We start from the raw sequence: 19,363 nt of genomic DNA on the forward strand, positions 1-19,363 counted from the left end.
TATCGGAGAGTGGAATGCCAGAGATCAAGGTCGTGACCGAAGTTGCGGGGCGCGTTTGCGCGCTTTCTGTTCAAGCCGGCAGCAGCATCGGCGACGGCGACGAAATCGCGTTCGTCGAAGCCATGAAGATGGAAATACCGATCACCTCGACAACATCAGGTAAAATCAAGTCTATTCTGGTGAAGATCGACGATGTCATTGCCGAAGGCCAGGCGATTGCGATCGTCGAGACCTGACGACGACCGTCCCGCCTCTTCGTGCGATCCTCCCTTCGCAAATACCGCCTTCTGTATCGTCTCATCTTTCAAGCGACACAGCGTCGTCAGCGGTTTTGCTTTCAAAACATTTTCGGCACAAAAGTTTCACAAGATGAAACAATTAGCGAGCGATCGCTCGCTTGGCTGGTGCTTCGGTTCGAGACCGATTGCCATCGAATCTCGGACCCATCCTGACCGACCTGCCCGACACCAAATGTCCGGGCGCACTCGGTTGCGCGCATCTTGATTGCGTTGCACAACATGAGGCGATGAAACAATCGCCGCCTCCCGTCACCGCCATCACCACGGCCTGGACCAGCTCGAAGCCGCCGCTGCTGCGGTTTTTGCGCGCCTGTTACGCAGAGTTCCTGCCCGAGACCGGCGGCGCCCTCGCCAACTACATTCCCGAACTCGGCAAGGCCGACCCTGCCCATTTCGGCATCAGCCTTGCGACCCTCGACGGCCATGTCTACGAGGTCGGCGACACCAAAATCCCCTTTACCATCCAGTCGATGTCGAAACCGTTCGTGTTCGCGCTGGCGCTGGACACACTGGGCGCCGAGCGGGTGGAAAGCGTGATCGGCGTCGAGCCGTCGGGGGATCCCTTCAACTCGATCAGGCTGAACGCGGACAACCATCCGTTCAACCCGATGGTCAATGCAGGCGCGATCGCCTGCTCCGGCCTGATCCACTCCGCCAAGGGCGATGGCGCGTTCGAATACGTCCGGCACGCGCTCGGCCGCTTCGCCGGCCGGGAGCTCGGCGTTGATGAGGCGGTCTACGCGTCCGAGAGCGCGACCGGCGACCGCAACCGCGCGATCGGCTATCTCCTGCGCACCAATGGTGTGATCACCGAAAACGTACCTGATGTGCTCGCCGTCTATTTCCGGCAATGCGCCATCCTCGTCACCGCGCGCGACATCGCGGTGATGGCGGCGACCCTCGCCAATCGCGGCATCAACCCGTTGACCGGCGAACAGGTGGTGACGCCCTACGCGATCGCCCGCACGCTCTCGGTGATGACGTCGTCAGGCATGTACGACTATGCCGGCGAATGGATCTACCGCGTCGGCATTCCCGCCAAGAGCGGCGTCGGCGGCGGCATCCTGGCGGCATTGCCGGCGCGGCTCGGGCTTGGCAGCTATTCGCCCAATCTCGACAAGCATGGCAACAGCGTGCGCGGCATCAAGGTCTGCGAGGCGCTGTCGGCGCATTACGACCTGCACATGCTCAACCGCAGCGACGACGCCCGCCACAGCATCATCGCCGACTACAATATCGGCAAGAACCCATCGCGGCGCGTCCGCCGGCCGCAGGAGCAGGAGATCCTGGCCAAACACTTCCAGGAGGTGCGCGTCATCGAGCTGGTCGGCACGCTGTCGCTCTCCAATGTCGACTACGTCTCGCGCCGTCTCGGCGGTGGCCGGCGTCCGGAGTTCGTGATCTTCGATCTGCGCCGCGTCACCGCGACGACGCGCGCCGGCGCCCGGCTGGTGGCGGAAGCCTTCAAGGACCTGGCCGAGCTCGGCGTCACCGTGATCCTGTCAGGGATCAAACAGACGTCGCGGGAGTGGAGGACAATCAACGAATGGACCAGCCAGCTCGGCAACATCAGGGATTTCTACCTGCTCGATACCGCGATCGAATGGGCGGAGGACCAGATCGTTTATCGCTACGGCGGCTCGATCGACTTCCTCGAAACCACTGAACTGTCCGAACAGCCGCTGCTTGCCGGGTTGAGCGCGGAGGAACTGACCGACCTTGCCTCGCTCGGTACGATCAGAACCTATCAGCCGAACGAGAAGATCATCACCGCGGGCGAAACCGCCACCTCGCTGTTCTTCCTGCGCAGCGGCGTAGTGCACGTCACGCTGCCCGACGGCATCCGGCTGGCGACGCTGACCGCCGGCATGGCATTCGGCGAGATGGCGCTATTGGAGCCGAAGCGCTCTGCCAACGTGCTGGCCGACATGTCGGCGACCGCCTATGAGGTGGCGATCGCCGATTTCGAGCGCTTCACCAAACAGCACCCCCACGCGGGCGAGCGCGTCATGCGCAATCTCGCGCAACTGCTTGCCGATCGGCTGATCGTCGCGAATGCGAAGGTGGATCTGCTGACGTCGGGCTAGCTCGCTCTTCTCCCTCGCCCCGCTCTTCGCGGGGAGAGGCGAAGAAAGCTCCCGCGTGGTCAAAAATCAGCTCACCACTTCCGTCACCGGCTGCAGGTCGATCTCGAACGTCTCCAAGAACTTCGACGTCATGATGTAGAAGCCGACCGAGAGCTGCAGTTCGATCAGCGCGGCCGGCGTCAGCTTCGACGCGATCGCCTTGAAGGTCGCGTCGGTCGGCTTCTTCAGCTTGACGACCTCGTCGGTGAAGGCCAGCGCCGCGCGCTGCACCTCGTTGAAGCACGTAGCTTGCTGCCAGTTGTCCAGTGCTTCGTTCTGCTCGTCGGTGACGCCGACATTCTTGCCGATCCGCTTGTGGGCGACGATCTCGTAGGGCGCCTCGCAGAGAATGCCGGTGCGCGTGATCGCAAGCTCGCGCACGATTGCATCGAGCTCGCCCTTGTGGCGGATCGCGCCGCCGAGCCGGCAATATTGCTCAAAATAGCTCGGCGAATGCGCCATCATGCGGAAGATGTTGGCGTTACGGTTCTTGTCGAGAATTTCGCGGGTGCGCGGACTTGCATTCGCGGGATCGGAGTAGTCGATGCGGGCCATTTCCAAACCTTGATCGTGTTGTCGTTTCTATCGGGTTCCAAAACACTATCTGTCAGCCGTCGCGGGAGCAACACGGGCGAGCCAAATTGCCGCCGCAATGCTATACAACCCTGAGACGGTCGATGTTCGCTGAGTGGGGACTCATCAAAGCGAATACTCGTCGCGGGGTGTTCCGAGTACAAAATCTGGCCGTCTTGCGCGCTGTTTGCGCAACGATGAGTCATGCCCGGGTCTAGGGAGAACGCATGAAGGAAGCCACCAAGAGGGCGGCCTCGGAGGCGCTTGCGCAAATGCTGGCGGTGACGGCAATGCTCGTCATCGCCAGCGTCATTTTCTACTGGCGATAGGTTCCGCAACTGCGAGGGGCGAAAGGCGACACCGGCTCTGGTCTCGCGTTCTGATTGGATCGCCCAAGCCCCTCACTTCGCCTTGACGAAGTAGGGAACCAGCCGCCCCGCGAACTGCGTAAAGCGCGCCGCGACCTTGTCGCCGATGGCTAGATCGTTGTCGCCATGGGCCATCATGCGGAAGCCTTCCTCGGCATCGACAAGAATGATGTTGTAAGGCACATGCGCTCGCGTCTCTGGCGTCGCGGCGCGGCAGACCAGCGACGTTGCATAGATCGTCCCTGTCCCGGTCGCTTGGTTCTCCGTCAGGTCGGTCGAGCCGCATGCGGCGCAGAAGCTGCGGCGAAAATATTGCCGGGCGCTGCACGCGCTACACACCTGATAGACGATTGCTTCGGCGCCCTTGGTCCAGTCTGCGATTGGCCCGCTCACCGCACGCGCTCCAGGAACATGCTGACATGCGACGACAGCACGCCGCCATCGCCATGCAGCAGCGCGACCGAGGCGTCGCGAACCTGACGATTGCCGGCGCGGCCGGTCATCTGCAGATGGGTCTCGACGAGATGCGCCATCGCGCCGCCGACGCCGCAATGGCCGTAGCTGAGCAGACCACCATGGGTGTTGAGCGGCATCTCGCCGTCTTTATCGAAATATCCTGCGCGGACCCGTGCCGCCGCCTCGCCTCGCTTGGCGAGGCCCAGATCTTCCAGCAGCATCGCAAGCGTGATCGTAAAGCTGTCATAGATCGCGGCGTAGCGGACGTCCGAAATGGCGATGCCAGACTCCGCCTTGGCCTTGGCAATCGAAATCTCCGCGCCGAGTTCGCTCAGCGCGGGCGCGGCCGTGACGTGCTGATGGGTGTGCGCCTGCGCGCAGCCGCGGATACGAACCCGCCTGTCGCCGGTTGCCTCGCGGCTGATCACGAACGCCGCGCCGCCATCGGACACCGGGCAACAATCGAGCAGCTTGAGCGGCATCGCCACCGGCTTGGACGCCATCACGTCGGCAATTGTGATCGGCTCATGGAATTGCGCGCCGGGATGCGTCAACGCGTGCTTGCGCATCAGCACCGCGAATTCGGCGAGGTCCTCCTGCGTGACGCCGTACTCATGCATGTAGCGCGTCGCGACGAGACCGTAATAGGCAGGAATTGTCGGCCCCAGCGTCACCTCGTAATCGGGATGGCCGACCTGGGCCAACGCCTGGATCGAGGCGTCGCGGCTCTGCCCGGTCAGGCGGTTCTCGCCGCCGACCACCAGCACGTGCTTTGCCACGCCGGCATCGACCAGATGGTGCGCCAGCATGGTCATCGCGAGCCCCGTCGCGCCGCCGACCTGCACGGCGTGGGCGTAGGACGGACGAATGCCGAAATGCTCGGCAAACACGGTCGCCAGCATGATGTGCGGCGAGACTGTGGAATAGCCGCACAGGATGCCGTCGACGTCGGATCGCTTCAGCCCGGCGTCGGCGATGGCTGACTCGGCCGCCTTGCTCATCAGGTCGAGCGAGGATGAGCCTTCGCGCTTGCCAAAGGACGTGAGGCCGACGCCGGTGACGAAGCTCATGGCCCTATGCCTTCTTCCGTCATTCCGGGATGGTCCAAAGGACCAGACCCGGAATCTCGAGATTCCGGGTTCGATGCTTCGCATCGCCCCGGAATGACGGCTACAATTACGATCATCACGTCAATACGACTTCGGGAGGCCGAGCACCTTCTCGCCGATGAAGCTGAGGATGAGCTGCGGGCTGATCGGCGCGATGCGCGGGATCAGGGATTCCCGCAGGTAACGCTCGACGTGGTATTCCTTGGCATAGCCGAAGCCGCCATGCGTCATCACGGCCTGCTCGCAGGCATGGAAGCCGGCCTCGGCCGCGAGATATTTTGCGGCGTTGGCAGCCGGGCCGCACGGCAGGCTCTGGTCGTATTGCCAGCCGGCGCGCAGCACCATCAGCCAGGCGGCCTCGAGCTCCATCCAGTTCTTCGCCAGCGGATGCTGGATCCCCTGGTTCATGCCGATCGGTCGGTTGAAGACGATGCGGCCCTTTGCGTAGTCCGACGCCCGCTTCAGCGCGATCTGGCCGAGGCCGACAGCTTCGGCCGCGATCAGGATGCGCTCGGGGTTCATGCCGTGCAGGATATATTCGAAGCCGCGGCCCTCCTCGCCGATGCGGTCCTCGACCGGGATCTCAAAATTCTCGAAAAACAATTCGTTGGAGTCGACGGTCTTGCGGCCCATCTTCTCGATCTCGTGCACGGTGACGCGCTTGCGGTCGAAATCGGTGTAGAACAGGCTCAGCCCGTGGGTCGGGCTGCGCACCTCTTCCAGTGTCGTGGTGCGTGCCAGCAGCAGGATCTTGTTGGCGACCTGCGCGGTCGATATCCACACCTTCTGGCCGTTGACGACGTATTTGTCGCCCTGGCGCACCGCGCGCGTCTTGAGCTGGGTGGTGTTGAGGCCGGTGTTCGGTTCGGTCACCGCAAAGCAGGACTTGTCGCGGCCGTCGATGATCGGCGGCAGCATGCGGTGGCACTGCTCCTTGGTGCCGAACACGACGACAGGATTGAGCCCGAACACGTTCATGTGCACGGCCGATGCGCCGGACATGCCGGCCCCCGAGTACGAGATCGTGTGCATCATGATCGCGGCGTCGGTGATGCCGAGGCCGGAGCCGCCATATTCCTCGGGGATGCAGATGCCGAGCCAGCCTGCATCGGCCAGCGCACGGTGGAAGTCGGCCGGGTAGCCGCCCTCCTTGTCCTTCTTCAGCCAGTAGGCATCGTCGAAGCGCGAGCAGATTTTTCCGATGGCGTCGCGGATCGATTCCTGGTTGGCGGAGAGTGCGAAATCCATGGGCGCTGTCCTTAAGTGGTGGGCGCGAGCTTGGTGACGCCGTCGCGTGCCATCGCGGCAATCTCGTCGGGGGAGAAGCCCGCCTCCCGCAAAATCTCCTCGCCGTGCTGGCCGAGCCGCGGCGCCAGCCGCTGCGGCTCCGCCTTGGTCTCCGACCACCGTGCCGACACCTTCATATTGCGAATGCGGCCCTCGGTCGGATGCTCCGTGACCGGGAAGACCTCGGTGGCGACGATGTGCGGATCTTGTAGTAGGCTCTCGAGATCGTGCATCGGCATCACGGGCACGTCGGCCTTTTCGAGGATATCGCTCCACTCGGCCGTGGTCTTCGTCAGCAGGATGCGCGCGAGCTCGGCGTAGACAACATCAATGTTGGTGGCGCGGCCGGCGAAGGTCGCGAATTTCGGATTGCTCCGGAGATCTTCGCGGCCGGTGGCCTTGAAGAAATTCTCCCACTGCTTGTCGTTGTAGACGATCACGCAGATATAGCCGTCCGAGGTCTTGTAGGGCCGCCGGTCCGGCGACAAATGTCGCGCGTATCCACCCTTGTCGAGCGGCGGATCGTAGGTCAGCCCGCCCATGTGATCGCCCATGACGAAGCCCGCCATGGTCTCGAACATCGGAACGTCGACGCGCTGGCCCTGCCCGGTCCGGTCGCGATGCACGAGGCTGGCGCAGATCGCACCGACCGCGGTGAGACCGACGATGCGGTCGACCAGTGCATTCGGCACGTAACGCGGCACGCCGTCGGACGTCTGCGCCATCAGCGCCGGCAAGGCTGTGGCGCCCTGGATCAGATCATCATAGGCGGGTTTTGCGGCATAAGGCCCCTCCTGGCCGAAGCCGAACACGCCGGCATAGACCAGGCGCGGATTGATCTTCGAGACCACATCGTAGCCGAGCTGCAGCCGCGCCATCGCCTGCGGGCGCACATTGTAGACCAGCACATCCGCCTTCGCGATCAGCCGCAGCACGGCCTCGCGCCCGGCCGGCTTCTTCAGGTCGAGGCAAATCGAGCGCTTGCTGCGGTTGGTGTTGAGAAACACCGGGCCCATGCCGGGATGCCGCGTCGGCCCGATCTGTCGCGTCACGTCGCCATCGGGCGATTCCACCTTGATGACGTCGGCGCCATAATCGCCGAGCATCTGGGTGGCATAGGGTCCCATCAGCACGGTCGTCATGTCGACGACCTTGATGCCCTGCAGTGGTCCCATGGTCCTATGCGCTCCCGGCTGTTCTGGTTGGAAACCTAGTAACGGGAGGTTTTCGCGGAGATCAAGCCGTGCCCGGCGTATGGGCGTATGCGTACCGGAGCCGATCGTGGCTCCTGGTCGATCCAGGACGCGACCAGAGACTACTGGCCCGGCAGGGCCTCACGCGCCTTCAACAGCTTCTCCAGTTCCGCATTCTGCTGTTCGAGACGCTCGGAAATGCGCTCCTCGACCTCGGCGCCGCCCGCGCCGGCGGCCTGCTCGATCAGTTGCCTGATATTATCCCGCAGGATCGCGATGCGGTCGTTCAGTTCAGACAGCGATAGCGAGTTTTCGATTGCCATAGTGCATTCTCCGGTGACAGGCCTCCACGAGGTCAGCGCGCTAAAGAATTCACGAGCCTCCAACCTTGCCTCTTATTTTGCAGGCTCCAAAATCGAGACGTAGTTCGCGACCGCAGCACCGCCCATATTGAAGATGCCACCGAGCTGCGGGTTCTTGAGCTGCATGCCCTCCGGCGCTTGACCGGTGAGCTGCATCGCGGTCATGACGTGCATGGAGACGCCGGTGGCGCCGATCGGATGGCCCTTGGCCTTGAGGCCGCCGGACGGATTGACCGGCAGCTTGCCGTCCTTCTGGGTCCAGCCTTCCAGAATCGCGCGTGCGCCCTGCCCCTTCGGCGTCAGGCCCATCGCTTCATATTCGATCAATTCGGCGACCGTGAAGCAATCATGGGTTTCGACAAAAGAGAGATCGGAGAGCTGCAGATCGGCCTTTTGCAGCGCGCGCTGCCAGGCGATGGTACAGCCTTCGAACTGCAGGATGTCGCGTTTGGACATCGGCAGGAAATCCTGTGCATGCGCGGTGGCGCGGACATGGACCGCCTTGCCCATGGTCTTGGCGGTCTCGGCGTCGGTCAGCACCAGTGCTGCGGCACCGTCAGACACCAGCGAGCAGTCGGTGCGCTTCAAGGGACCCGCGACATAAGGGTTCTTCTCGCTCTCGGCGCGGCAGAACTCGAAGCCAAAGTCCTTGCGCATCTGCGCATAGGGGTTGGCGACGCCGTTCTTGTGGTTCTTGGCCGCGATCATCGCCAACGCATCGGACTGGTCGCCGTATTTCTGGAAATAGCTCTGCGCGATCTTGCCGAACACACCGGCGAAGCCGCCGACGGTCTCGCCGTCCTCCGGCAGGTACGATGCCTTCAGCAGGTTCTTGCCGATCTCGGCCGAGGGCGTTCGGGTCATCTGCTCGACGCCGACCACCAGCACGATCTTCGCAGCGCCAGCTTCGATGGCGCGGATGCCTTGGTGCACGGCGGCGGAACCGGTGGCGCAGGCGTTTTCCACACGCGTCGTCGGCTTGAAGCGCAGCGCCGGATTGGCCTGCAACACCAGCGAGGCCGTAAAATCCTGCGGCGAGAAGCCGGCGTTGAAATGGCCGAGCATGATCTCGTCGACATCTGAAGCCGCAATGCCGGCATCGGCCAGCGCCTCGTTGGCGACCTTGACGACAAGGCTTTCAACGGTTTCCGCGTCGAATTTGCCGAATGGCGTATGCGCCCAACCGACGATGCTGGCTGCAGTCATGGCCGTTCTCCCTGTTCGTGTTCGAGATTTATGTAACCCATCTTCAGGCGGCTTTCAGCGATTTCATCGCCCGCGCGCACATGGCGGTTATGCCGGCCCAGTTGCCGGCGCGGACGTCTTGGGACGGGCAAAGCCAGGACCCACCGACCGCCAGCACATTCGGCTCGGCGAGCCAGGTCGCCGCATTGGCCTCGCCAATCCCGCCGGTCGGGCAAACCCTGACATTCGGAAACGGCCCCGCCAGCGCCCGCAGTGCCTTGATACCGCCGGCCTGCTCGGCCGGGAAGAATTTGACGACGTCGAAGCCGTGCGCCAGCGCCTGCATCAACTCGGACGCGGTGGCGATCCCCGGGGCGAACGGCAGCCGACTGGCCGCCGCCGCCTTCAACAGTTCGGGCGTGGCGCCAGGGCTGATGCCGAATTTGGCGCCGAGCGCCTCGGCGCGCGCCAAATCGTCACCATTGAGGATAGTGCCGATCCCGACGATCGCATCAGGCACTTCAGCTATCATTGCCTTGGCCGCCTCGATCGCGGCCGGCGTGCGCAGCGTGACCTCGAGCGTCCGCACGCCGCCGGCGACCAGTGCCCTGGCGAGCGGCACCGCGTCCTCCAGCCGTTCAATCGTCAGCACCGGGATCACGGTGGCTTGCCGGATCAACTCGGCGATCTGGTCCTGCTTTGATGTCGCTGTCATTGGGAGGCCTTGCGGGATGTTGAGGGCCGTGGCGCCTTCTTCGGCGGCATGGCGTAGCGTGGAATGATCGCGCCGGGATAGCCTACCACGGCGCCGGCGAGGCGATGGCCAGCACGGGCCGCGTCCTCCGGCTCGGCGCCGCCGAGACGCGCGGCAAGGTAGGCGGCGGCGAAGCTGTCGCCGGCCGCCGTGGTGTCGACCACCGGCTTGGTCAGCGGCTCCGCCCTCACCTCGCTCGACCCACCGGCATGGCGCAGAATGCACGATGGCTCGGCGAGCTTCAGCACCACTTCGGGGCTGGAGATGCCGGCGAGCAGCGCGGCGTTGCTTTCGCCGGGATAGAGCGGCGCCAGATCCTCGGTCGACGCGAGCACGATATCAGCGCCTTCGAACGCGCTACTGAAGACCTTGCGCGCGACGTCCAAATCCGGCCAGCCGCGGGCCCGGAAATTGGTATCGAACGCAAACCGCGTCCCCAGCAGCCGCGCGCGCTTCAGCGCCGTCATCAACTTTTCCCGTCCGCCCTCTTGCAGGATCGAGAGCGTGATCGCCGAGAGATAGACGATGTCATAGCTCGCAAGCGAGTTCAGCATGTCGTCGGTCTCGGGCAGGTCCATCAGGCTGCGCACGGCCGCACTCTCGCGCCAGTGGAAGAAGCGCCGCTCGCCCTTGTCGTCGGTCTGGATCAGGTACAGCCCCGGCAGCTTGCCGGGCAGCCGCGCGACGCGCTTTGTACCAATGCCTTCAGCGGCCCAGCCCGCGATCATCTCGTCGCTCAGCGCATCGTCGCCGAGCGCGGTGATGTAGTCGACGTCGACGCCGAGCCGCGACAGATAGACGGCGGTGTTGAGCGTGTCGCCGCCATAGAAGCGCGAGTACAGCGCGCCGGCCTGGCCCCCCGGGGCCTGGCGCAGCTCGATCATGCATTCGCCGATGCAGGCTACCCTGGTCATCTCAAGAACCGCGTTCGCCCGGACCTAACTCAAGCCGCGAACTTGCCGCCGAGTTCGTCCTCGATATGGATGCGGATGATGTCGTCGAACGTCTTCTCGGCTGTGGTGAAGCCGAGCTTGAGCGCGCGATCGGTGACGAAATCGCGCGGCCATCCCGAGACGATACCGATGATGGTCGGGTCGGCTACGCGCTTGATGCGCGCGGTGACATTCTTGCCGGCGACGCGATCGAGCGCTGCGATCTGCTCGCCGACGGTGACCGACATCCCGGGCATGCTGAGATTGCGCCGCGGGCCCATCGCATTGAGATCCATCGTGCCGGCATGGATCAGAAAGCCGACCGCCGATTTCGGCGAGGCGTGCCAATGCCGGACGTCGTCGGACACCGGCAGGATCGCCTCCTCGCCGGCCAGCGGCTCGCGCATGATGTTGGAGAAGAAGCCGGACGCGGCCTTGTTCGGCTTGCCGGGCCGTACGCAGATGGTCGGCAGGCGGATCGAGATGCCGTCGAGCAACCCCTTGCGGCTGTAATCGTTGATCAGCAGCTCGCAGATCGATTTCTGGGTGCCATAGCTCGTCAGCGGCGTGTGGAAGAATTCATCGCCGATCTTCTCCGGGAATGGCGCGCCGAACACGGCGATCGAGGAGGTGAACACCAACCGCGGCTTGTAGCCGCCACCGGCCGCGCGGATCGCGTCGATCAAATGGCGGGTGCCGTCGAGGTTGATCCGGTAGCCCTTGTCGAACTCGGCCTCCGCCTCGCCCGAGACGATCGCGGCGAGATGGAAGATCACCTCCGGCCGTTCGGCGATCAGGGGCGCCGCGACGCCGGCGTCGGCGAAATCGGAGGCAATCACGTTGACCGGGATCGAGGCGTTCGCGGGCTTGGCCGGCGCAACCACGTCCTGCAGCGTCATTTTGGTGATGTCACGGCTGCCGAGACGACCGTCGCGCAACAGCCGTTCGGTGAGTTTGCGGCCGACCATGCCGGCGGCGCCGAGGATGAGAATGTGCAAGAGCCTGCTCCTTCTTCTTATTGGGCCTTCGTATTGGTCGGAACGCGCCGCCTCGGGCGCGTTCCTCATGGCGGACCCGCAATCACTCCTTCACGGCACCGGTCATGGCCGACACATAGTACTCCACGAAGAAGGAATAAAGGATAACTACGGGGATCGACCCGGTTAGTGCCGCCGCCATCAGCGCGCCCCAATGATAGACGTCGCCGTTGACGAGTTCGGTAATCGCGCCGACCGGAATCGTCTTGTTTTCGGACGAGGAGATGAAGGTCAGCGCGTAGATGAATTCGTTCCACGACAACGTAAAGGCGAAAATGCCGGCCGAGATCACTCCTGGAAGCGACAATGGCAGCGTGATCTTGGTCAGGATCTGCAGCCGCGTCGCCCCGTCGATCAGCGCGCACTCCTCGAGTTCATAAGGGATGGTGCGGAAATATCCCATCAGCAGCCAGGTGCAGAACGGGATCAGGAAGGTCGGATAGGTCAGGATAAGCGCCAGATTGCCGTCGAACAGCCCAAGCTGGAACACGATCGCGGCCAGCGGAATGAACAGGATGGACGGGGGAACCAGGTAGCCGAGGAAGATCGCTAAGCCAACATAGCGCGAGCCCTTGTAGCGAAGACGTTCGATCGCATAGGCCGCACAGACGCTGGCGAACAGCGAGATAAATGTCGAGGACACCGAGACGATCACGGTGTTCCACATCCATTGCGGATAGTCGGTCTCCAGGAACAGCTTCTTGATGTGCTCGAACGTCGGATGCGCGACCCAGAACGGGTTGAACTTCTCGTAGTCGTACATCTCCGCGTCGGGCTTGAAGGTCGTGACGACCATCCAGTAGAACGGGAACAGCAGGAAGAACATGATCAGCCCGAGCGGAAGATAGACGCGCAGGAGCTTCCGCGGCCAGCTCTCCAGGTAGGACATTCCGACGGTTTGGTCGTCCACGGTGGTCATGGTCAGTCCCTCCCGCCCTGCTGCCAGCGGGAGCGCTGAAGCCCAAAAAAGCTCAACAGGATCGCGGCGACCAGGAATGGGATCATCGCGTTCGAGATCGCCGCCCCCTCGCCGAGATTGCCGCCGGTGATCGCGCGCTGGAACGACAGCGTCGCCATCAGATGCGTCGCATTGATCGGCCCGCCCCGGGTGATGGTATAGATCAGCTGGAAGTCGGTGAACGTCATCAGCACCGAGAAGGTCATGACCACGGCGATGATCGGCGACAGCATCGGCAGCGTGATATGACGGAAGCGTTGCCAGTTGGTGGCGCCGTCGAGATTGGCCGCCTCATAGAGCGAGGGCGAGATCGTCTGCAGGCCTGCGAGAAGCGTGATCGCCACGAAGGGCACGCCGCGCCACACATTGGCAGCGACAACCGACCAACGTGCGTTCCAGGGTTCGCCGAGGAATTCGATGTATCGCGTGATCAGTCCGGACTTCACCAGCACCCAGGAGATGATCGAGAACTGGCTGTCGTAGATCCACCAGAACGCAATCGCGGACAGCACCGTCGGCACCACGAACGGCAAGAGCACGATCGCTCTGATCATCGATTGCAGCGGCAGCCGCTCGTTGAGCAGCAGCGCCAGGTAAAGTCCGATCGCGAATTTCACCGCGCTCGCGGTCACCGTGTAGAAAATCGTATTAAACACCGAGAGCCAGAACACGCTGTCCTTCGCGAGCGAGACGAAGTTCGCCATGCCGATGAAGCGGCCGGCGCCGCCGATTTTGGTATCGGTCAACCCCAGCCAGAAACCCAGCGCGAGGGGATAGGCCAGGAACAGAACGAGGATGGTGACGGCAGGCACCATGAACATCGCGCCCAGAAAGTGACGACTTTGGAACGCGCTGGACCACATGCTGGTGCGCTTGATCGTCGCAACGCTGGGCTCGGCCAGAATTGCCATGTCGGACTTCCCCCTCACGGATGGTAGCGGCGTTCAGCAAGCAAGCTGGACGCCGCCGGAGTAGCGGATCAGACTTGATAGTAGCGCTTGGCGCGCTCGGCGGCCCGCGCTGCCGCTTCCTTTGGCGTCACCGAACCGGAGGCGGCTTCCGCGAACATGTCGACCACGACGAAGTCGCCCATGACGGCGGCCGAGGCATAGCCGAGGTCACCGGCAAAGCCGTTGTCGAGGCAGCGCTTCAAGCAGTCGCGGTACGGCGTGATCTTGGGGTCCGACGTCCAGACCGGATTGTCGTTGTAGGCCGGCAGCGGCGGCGAGACGTAGCCGTTGGAGGAGACCTCCCACGCGTCGTAATTTTCCTTGTCCCACATGAAGCGGATGTATTCCTTCACCGCCTTCGGGTATTTGGAATATTTGTAGCCGTAGGCGACCAGCACGTTCTGCTGCTCGGTCGAGTGGCCGACCGGGCCGATCGGCATCGGCGCGTGGTCCATATCCTTGGCGATCTCCTGCTGCTTCGGATCCGGGGAGTTCTTGCCGACCGTCCAGATCGAGATGCCGTTCAGGGTCAGGCTGAGCTCGCCGGCGAGGAACGCCTTGTTGTTGTTGGAGTCGTTCCACGACAGTACGCCCGGGATGAACGTCTGATAGAGTTGCTTGACGTATTCGAGCGCTGCAACCGTCTCCGCAGAGTCGATCACGACCTCGTTCTTCTCGTTGACGACCTTGCCACCATGCGCCCACAGCGCCCACTGGCACCAGCCGTTGGCGTCACCCGTGGCATGGCCGAGCGCGAAGCCGGCCGGCGTGTTGTTCTTCTTCAGGGCCTGGCAGAGCTTGAGAAAGCCGGCCGTGTCCTTTGGGAATTCATCGAAGCCGGCCGCCTTCATGTGGCTGATGCGGTAGTTCAGGCAGCCACCGGTCGCGCCTTGCGGGATCGCAATCCAGCTATTGCCCTTCTTGCCGTACTTCTCCGCGACCGGATACCAGCCGCCATACTGGGCGCCGAGATACTCGGCAACGTCGGTGACGTCGATCAGCTTGTCCGGGAATTTGTGGGGATCGTCGAGCGTGCCGAGGATCAGGTCCGGGCCGGCGCCGACATTGGCGGCGACCGCGGCCTTCGGCCGGATGTCTTCCCAGCTCTCGGCTTCGAGCTTCACCTTGACGCCGGTCGTCTCGGAGAATTTTTTGGTGAGCTCAGCGAATTTGTCGTACTCGGCCTGAATGAACTGCTTCCAGCGCAGCACCCGGATCGAGGCATTGGGCTCCGGCGTGTTGGTCCAGGTCGCGGCACGCGCCGGAACGATTCCCGGACCGGCCAGAACGGCCGTCGCGCCAAGCCCGGCCTTGAGGACATCACGCCTGTTAAAATCGCTCATGGTTCCCTCCCTAAATTTTATATTTGTATGGGTTGGTTTCTACGTCGCTACATACGTTTGCCGGTCGCATCGTCGAACAGATGGACGAGCGAAGGGTCCGGCTTGAGCCGAACCTTGTCGCCCGGATTGAATTGGTGCCGCTCGCGGAACACCGCGACGACCTGCTCGCCGCCGAGCTTGGCGAACACCTGAGTCTCCGAGCCGGTCGGCTCGACCACGACGATCTCGGCCTCCGCGCCGTCATCGGCGATGGTGAAATGCTCGGGCCGCACGCCGTAGACCGCGGGCTTGCCGTCGGAATTGGCCGGCGCCGATTTCAGCGGCAGCTTGACGCCGTTCGGACCCTCGAAATACGCCGAGCCGTTGACCTTCACATTGCCTTTCAGGAAATTCATCGCGGGCGAGCCGATGAAGCCGGCAACGAACTGGTTTTCCGGACGGTCATAGAGGTCGAGCGGCGAGCCCATCTGCTCGACGATACCGTCATGCATCACCACGATCTTGTCGGCCATGGTCATGGCCTCGATCTGATCGTGGGTGACGTAAACGGTGGTGGTGCGCAGCCGCTGATGCAGCTCCTTGATCTCGGTGCGCATCGCAACCCGGAGCTTGGCGTCGAGGTTCGACAGCGGCTCGTCGAACAGGAACACCTGGGGATCGCGCACGATGGCGCGGCCCATCGCGACGCGCTGGCGCTGGCCGCCGGACAATTGCCGGGGATAGCGATCGAGCAGCGGCGTCAGCGCCAGGATTTCCGCGGCGCGGTTGACGCCCTTCGAGATTTCCTCGGCCTTGGCGCCGCGCAGCTTGAGCGAGAAGCCCATATTGTCGGCGACCGTCATATGCGGATAGAGCGCGTAGTTCTGGAACACCATCGCAATGTCGCGCTCTTTGGGCTGGACATTGTTGACGACGCGGTCGCCGATCGAGATCGTGCCCGAGGTGATGTTCTCCAGCCCTGCGAGCATGCGCAGCAGGGTCGACTTGCCGCAGCCGGAGGGACCGACGAGCACGACGAACTCGCCATCCTCGATCGGGATCGACACGCCGTGCAGGACTTCAAAATTGCCGAACGATTTGCGCACGTCCCGAATCTGGACCGACGACATCCACTTCCCTCCCTCAAGTTTCCCGGCGACGTACGACGAGTGCCGCGACCGCTCTGTTTTTGCTCAGGCCACGCTGGGCGCGCGGCTCGATTGGACTGACGTTATTGTCCGCAGTTTATCCGGTTTTGGCAATCGTTCGATTAGCAACGGCTTGGTAGCGCTGTCAATATCAGTTTGTCACCGGCGGTGCCTGTGATATGAGCGGAAAATGGCCCGAAAGCGCATCACGCCAGGGAAGATCAGGCTCACCGAAGTCGCCAAGCTCGCCGGCGTCAGCCCGATCACGGCCTCTCGCTTCTTCAGAAACCCTGAAGCCCTCTCGGACGGCAAGCGCGCGCGGGTCGAAAGTGCGGCAAATGAGCTCGGCTACGTCCCCAACCTGGCCGCGCGGGCGCTCGCCTCGCAACGCACCGAAGTCATCGGTGTCCTGATCCCGTCGCTGACCAACAATGTATTCGCCGACGTGTTGCGCGGCATCTATGACGCGCTCGAAGGCAGCCGCTACAGCATTCAGCTCGCCAACACCCGCTACAGCATCCTCCAGGAAGAGCGCCTGCTGCGTCTGTTTCTGGCACAGAAGCCGGCCGGCCTCATCGTGACCGGCATCAACCAGACTGCCGATTCTCGCGCCATCATGGAGACGGTCGATTGCCCGATCGTCCAAATCATGGAGGTCGGCCCGGCACCGGTCGACATGATGATCGGATTCTCGCATTTTGACGCCGCAAAAGCCGCAATCTCCCACCTTATCGTGCAGGGCTACCGCCGAATCGGCCTGCTCGGCGCACGCATGGATCCGCGGGTGCAGCGGCGGCTCGACGGCTATCGATCCGCAATGACCGACGCCGCGCTGTTCGACCCGCGGCTGATCGTCACCACGGCGGTACCGACCTCGGTAACATTAGGTGGCACGCTGTTCGCCGACCTGCTCGCCAAGGCGCCCGACATCGATGCCGTGTTCTGCGTCAATGACGACATCGCGCTCGGCGCACTGTTCGAATGCAAGCGCCGGCATATGATGGTGCCAGACCAAATGGCGATCGTCGGCTTCAACGATCTCGAATTCATGGCATCGAGCGAGCCGACGCTGAGCAGCGTGCGCACCAACCGTTACGAAATGGGCAGGAACGCTGCCATGATGGTGATCGAAACGCTGGAGGGACGCCGGCCGGCCGCGCCGGTGGTCGATCTCGGCTTCAGTGTCATGGAACGGCAAAGCTCGGCGCGACGCACCTGACATCCACCCGTCAGGGGCCTGTCACAGAAGGGTCAAAAATGACAAAATGATAGCGCAACCAAAGAGCCTCAACTAAGGTCCAATTCCTCAGATGCGACGCCGGTGCGTGATCGCTCCGATTTGTAATGCGCGACAATTTGCGCAAGGTAGAAACCAGAGCCCTTAGAACGGGCCGAAGCGAGTTTGCACTGCGGGAGAATCCAATGACAAAACCCCACACCAACGGGCACGACGCCGCAAACCAGGGCAAGGACAGCAAGGGCAAGCGCCGCAAGCTTCGCTCCCTGGAGTGGTTCAACAACCCGCACAATCCCGGCATGACCGCGCTCTATCTCGAGCGCTACCTCAATTACGGCCTGACCCGCGAGGAACTGCAATCGGGCAAGCCGATCATCGGCATCGCCCAGACCGGCAATGATTTGTCGCCCTGCAACCGGCATCACCTCGAACTGGCGCATCGGGTCCGCGAGGGCATCCGCGCCGCCGGCGGTATCGCGATGGAATTTCCGATGCACCCCATTCAGGAGACCGGCAAGCGCCCGACCGCGGCGCTCGACCGCAACCTCGCCTATCTCGGCCTGGTCGAGATCCTGTTCGGCTATCCGCTCGACGGCGTGGTGCTGACCACCGGCTGCGACAAGACCACGCCGGCTTGCATGATGGCGGCCGCCACCGTCAACCTGCCCGCGATCGTGCTGTCGGGCGGCCCGATGCTGAATGGCTGGCACAATGGCGAGCGCACCGGCTCCGGCACTATCGTGTGGAAATCGCGCGAACGGCTCGCCGCCGGCGAGATCGATTATGAGGAGTTCATGTCGATCGTGGCCTCCTCCGCGCCCTCGGTCGGCCATTGCAACACCATGGGCACCGCCTCGACGATGAACTCGCTCGCGGAAGCCTTGGGATTCTCGCTGCCGGGCTGCGCGGCGATCCCGGCGCCCTATCGCGAGCGCGGCCAGATCGCCTATGAGACCGGCAAGCGTATCGTCGACATGGTCTGGGAAGATTTGAAGCCGTCGGACTTCCTGACGCGCGAGGCGTTCGAGAACTGCATCGTGGTCAATTCAGCGATCGGCGGCTCGACCAACGCGCCGATCCACATCAACGCGCTGGCGCGCCATGTCGGCGTCGAGCTGTCGATCGACGACTGGCAAAAATACGGCCACGACGTGCCGCTCCTGGTCAACATGCAGCCGGCCGGCTTCTATCTCGGCGAGGAATATCACCGCGCCGGCGGCGTGCCTTCAGTGGTGCGCGAATTGATGAAGCACAAGCGCATTCATGAGGGCGCCCTCACCGTCAACGGCCGCACCATGGGCGAGAACTGCAAGGATGCGCCGGTGCCCGACAGCGACGTGATCTGGGGCTACGACAAGCCGCTGGTGAAGGACGCCGGCTTCCTCGTGCTGCGTGGCAATTTGTTTGATTCCGCGATCATGAAGACCAGCGTGATATCAAAGGAATTCCGCGACCGCTATCTCTCCAACCCGAAGGACCTGAACGCCTTCGAGGGCCGCGCCATCGTATTCGAGGGACCGGAGGATTATCACCACCGCATCGAGGACCCCGCGCTTGAGATCGACGAGCACTGCATTCTGTTCGTCCGCGGCACCGGTCCGATCGGTTATCCCGGCGGCGCCGAGGTCGTCAACATGCAGCCGCCGGCGGCGCTGATCAAACGTGGCATCCTCGCCCTGCCCTGCATCGGCGATGGCCGCCAGTCCGGCACCTCGGGCTCGCCCTCGATCCTCAACGCCTCGCCGGAAGCCGCGGCCGACGGCGGCCTCGCAATCCTGAGGACCGGCGACCAGGTGCGCGTCGACCTCAGCAAGGGCAGCGCCAATATCCTGATCTCGGAGGACGAGCTGCGCACCCGTCGCGCCGAGCTGAAGGCCAAGGGCGGCTTCCCCTACCCGGCGAACCAGACGCCGTGGCAGGAGCTGTACCGCCAGACCGTCGGCCAGCAATCGACCGGCGCCTGCCTCGAACTCGCGACGCGGTACCACGACATCGCCGGCACGGTCGGTGTTGCGCGCGACAATCACTAAACCATCACCGTCATTCCGGGGCGGCCCGTAGGGCCGA

At 63.2% G+C, this 19,363-nt stretch carries 18 protein-coding genes; 4 read left to right on the forward strand and 14 right to left on the reverse strand.

Annotated features, from left to right (window positions below; translation table 11 throughout):
- The first annotated feature begins 14 nt into the window (after positions 1-14).
- Both UP09_RS03600 and glsA read left to right on the forward strand, forming a co-directional pair.
- Positions 15-236, forward strand: a complete 222-nt coding sequence (locus UP09_RS03600; RefSeq protein ID WP_044536862.1) for an acyl-CoA carboxylase biotin carboxyl carrier protein subunit — start codon at positions 15-17, stop codon at positions 234-236.
- Positions 237-526: 290 nt separating this feature from the next.
- The gene (gene glsA, locus UP09_RS03605; RefSeq protein WP_044536863.1) at positions 527-2,386 is read left to right on the forward strand and encodes a glutaminase A; all 1,860 of its coding nucleotides are present in this window, start codon (positions 527-529) and stop codon (positions 2,384-2,386) included.
- 66 nt (positions 2,387-2,452) lie between these two features.
- Here the strand turns inward: glsA and UP09_RS03610 are convergent, their stop codons facing one another.
- The 14 genes from UP09_RS03610 to UP09_RS03675 form a co-directional block, all read right to left on the reverse strand.
- On the reverse strand, positions 2,453-2,980 hold the full coding sequence (locus UP09_RS03610; protein WP_044536627.1) for a carboxymuconolactone decarboxylase family protein: 528 nt from the start codon (positions 2,978-2,980) through the stop codon (positions 2,453-2,455).
- A gap of 419 nt (positions 2,981-3,399) precedes the next feature.
- On the reverse strand, positions 3,400-3,759 hold the full coding sequence (locus UP09_RS03615; RefSeq protein WP_044536628.1) for a Zn-ribbon domain-containing OB-fold protein: 360 nt from the start codon (positions 3,757-3,759) through the stop codon (positions 3,400-3,402).
- A complete protein-coding gene (locus tag UP09_RS03620; RefSeq protein WP_044536629.1) occupies positions 3,756-4,892 on the reverse strand; it encodes a thiolase family protein in 1,137 nt (378 codons plus the stop codon). Before UP09_RS03620 ends, UP09_RS03615 begins: the two co-directional genes overlap by 4 nt.
- Positions 4,893-5,012: 120 nt before the next feature.
- Complete coding sequence (locus UP09_RS03625) at positions 5,013-6,179, reverse strand: acyl-CoA dehydrogenase family protein (RefSeq protein WP_044536630.1); 1,167 nt, start codon at positions 6,177-6,179, stop codon at positions 5,013-5,015.
- Between the two features lie 11 nt (positions 6,180-6,190).
- Positions 6,191-7,393 carry a CaiB/BaiF CoA transferase family protein gene (locus UP09_RS03630; RefSeq protein ID WP_044536631.1) on the reverse strand — a complete coding sequence of 401 codons (1,203 nt, stop codon included), beginning with the start codon at positions 7,391-7,393 and terminating at the stop codon, positions 6,191-6,193.
- Between the two features lie 140 nt (positions 7,394-7,533).
- Positions 7,534-7,734, reverse strand: coding sequence for a hypothetical protein (locus UP09_RS03635; protein WP_044536632.1), 201 nt, complete (start codon positions 7,732-7,734; stop codon positions 7,534-7,536).
- Positions 7,735-7,806: 72 nt separating this feature from the next.
- Positions 7,807-8,979 carry an acetyl-CoA acetyltransferase gene (locus tag UP09_RS03640; RefSeq protein ID WP_044536633.1) on the reverse strand — a complete coding sequence of 391 codons (1,173 nt, stop codon included), beginning with the start codon at positions 8,977-8,979 and terminating at the stop codon, positions 7,807-7,809.
- A 43-nt stretch (positions 8,980-9,022) separates the two neighbouring features.
- Positions 9,023-9,673, reverse strand: a complete 651-nt coding sequence (eda, locus tag UP09_RS03645; protein ID WP_044536634.1) for a bifunctional 4-hydroxy-2-oxoglutarate aldolase/2-dehydro-3-deoxy-phosphogluconate aldolase — start codon at positions 9,671-9,673, stop codon at positions 9,023-9,025.
- The gene (locus UP09_RS03650; RefSeq protein WP_044536635.1) at positions 9,670-10,626 is read right to left on the reverse strand and encodes a sugar kinase; all 957 of its coding nucleotides are present in this window, start codon (positions 10,624-10,626) and stop codon (positions 9,670-9,672) included. The genes eda and UP09_RS03650 overlap by 4 nt, the downstream gene beginning before the upstream one ends.
- 29 nt (positions 10,627-10,655) lie before the next feature.
- Positions 10,656-11,642, reverse strand: a complete 987-nt coding sequence (gene denD / locus UP09_RS03655; RefSeq protein WP_044536636.1) for a D-erythronate dehydrogenase — start codon at positions 11,640-11,642, stop codon at positions 10,656-10,658.
- Between the two features lie 82 nt (positions 11,643-11,724).
- Complete coding sequence (locus UP09_RS03660) at positions 11,725-12,600, reverse strand: carbohydrate ABC transporter permease (RefSeq protein ID WP_044536637.1); 876 nt, start codon at positions 12,598-12,600, stop codon at positions 11,725-11,727.
- Between the two features lie 2 nt (positions 12,601-12,602).
- Positions 12,603-13,502, reverse strand: a complete 900-nt coding sequence (locus UP09_RS03665; RefSeq protein WP_044536864.1) for a carbohydrate ABC transporter permease — start codon at positions 13,500-13,502, stop codon at positions 12,603-12,605.
- A gap of 116 nt (positions 13,503-13,618) precedes the next feature.
- Entirely contained in the window at positions 13,619-14,932 is a 1,314-nt protein-coding gene (locus UP09_RS03670; protein ID WP_044536638.1) for an ABC transporter substrate-binding protein, read from the reverse strand.
- A gap of 47 nt (positions 14,933-14,979) precedes the next feature.
- A complete protein-coding gene (locus tag UP09_RS03675) occupies positions 14,980-16,041 on the reverse strand; it encodes an ABC transporter ATP-binding protein (RefSeq protein ID WP_044536639.1) in 1,062 nt (353 codons plus the stop codon).
- Between the two features lie 208 nt (positions 16,042-16,249).
- Here UP09_RS03675 and gntR point away from each other — a divergent pair, with 208 nt between their 5' ends.
- Both gntR and UP09_RS03685 read left to right on the forward strand, forming a co-directional pair.
- Positions 16,250-17,278 carry an HTH-type transcriptional regulator GntR gene (gene gntR, locus UP09_RS03680; protein ID WP_044536640.1) on the forward strand — a complete coding sequence of 343 codons (1,029 nt, stop codon included), beginning with the start codon at positions 16,250-16,252 and terminating at the stop codon, positions 17,276-17,278.
- A gap of 203 nt (positions 17,279-17,481) precedes the next feature.
- A complete protein-coding gene (locus UP09_RS03685; RefSeq protein WP_044536641.1) occupies positions 17,482-19,326 on the forward strand; it encodes an IlvD/Edd family dehydratase in 1,845 nt (614 codons plus the stop codon).
- Positions 19,327-19,363 lie beyond the last annotated feature (37 nt).

The sequence above is a fragment of the Bradyrhizobium sp. LTSP885 genome, from assembly GCF_000938305.1.
In the GTDB taxonomy this organism is placed as follows: domain Bacteria; phylum Pseudomonadota; class Alphaproteobacteria; order Rhizobiales; family Xanthobacteraceae; genus Bradyrhizobium.